Here is a 1,232-nt window from a genome sequence, read left to right as displayed (position 1 = left end):
TTCCGATTGCAGCAATAATTTGGTTTGTGGTAAATGCACATCAAACAAGTCAACTTCTGGATCAAGCCTGCCCGGCCAAAGTTCCCCTCGTTCACATTTAGTGATGGCCACCGCTATCCGTAAGTCTTTGGTTCTTTCATAGAAATCGAGTTTTTTAGTAAAAACCCTCAATTTGTGAGCGTAATACTCATCACTATTTCCTTGCCAACCAGTCAGGAAAATTAAACATCCCTCTACATCATTACTTAAGAATTCTTGAAATAAATATTCGTGTTCAGGCTTGATAGACTCTGATTCTAATTCGTCAAAAAGTTCTCCAGCAGCATCTTTAACTACTAGGTTAATCGTTTCGTTCTTATGGAGCTTTCTCTTCACTTCAATCTGAAAGGAGTAAACAGGTAAATCACTAACCCCTCCTACAGGAAGTCTTGTTCCTTCTAAGGAGGCTCCTGGCATAATTATATTTCTAGCTTGTTCAGCAAGATATTTAGCATCTTCATTCAAGGGGTGGACGGTAAACATCTTCTGGTTAAAAGCCATTTTTCCCTCGGACCAATGAGCCAAACCAGCTAAATAAGTAGTTTTTCCTGATTTTCGCGGACCAATGACAAAGATATTTCCCATCTTGTAATTCCTCTCTTAACGTAAGCGGTCAGGGGTCAGGGGTCAGCCGTCAGCAGACGTAACTAAGATTAAAAGAAGCTTACTTGTTTTATTTTAAAGGGTTTGTTCAGCTGATAACTGATAGCTGATAGCTTACCTCCTAACTAGCCATAAAGCTGGCTAAATAAATCCAGGGTAGTTCTAACAGAGCACGATTATAAATACTGGTAATAAAACAACGCACAGGCACCCCCGCAGGAGGTTTAGTCATGGCTACTAGTTGACGTTGCACTGGTCGAAAGTAGCGCTGGGAAACATAGCTATTACGTTGATACCAGTTTTTCCGAGAACGCAGTGGATTATAGGCAAGCTGAAAGGCTTCCTGCTCTAAATTGCAAAATAGATCAGCTTTGTTTAAGCAAATCACAATATGTCGTACCTTGGGGCAATCATAATGAAAAAAATCTACCCACCGTTGAAATCTATTACACCACTGTTGTTGAGTAGGAAATTCTGAAGAGTCTACCGGAGCCTGGGGTGATAGCATCTCCCGATAGGGTGGCAAGACTAGCAAAATCCCCTCGCTCTGCTTTACTGCTGCCAACACCTGCTGCCATTGTTGGGGATTA

General features: G+C 41.5%; 1 protein-coding gene and 1 pseudogene. Both read right to left on the bottom strand.

What is annotated here, in order from left to right; translation table 11 throughout:
• On the bottom strand, positions 1–624 hold a 624-nt coding region (locus tag F6K49_RS50480; protein WP_293110422.1), incomplete at its 3' end, for a hypothetical protein.
• A 139-nt stretch (positions 625–763) separates the two neighbouring features.
• Positions 764–1,232 (bottom strand): annotated as a pseudogene (locus F6K49_RS50475) (hypothetical protein); the annotation flags it as partial.

This window comes from Moorena sp. SIO3I6 (genome assembly GCF_010672095.1).
The sequence above is the reverse complement of the archived record's forward strand: the minus strand, read 5'-3'. Positions and strand labels throughout refer to the sequence as shown.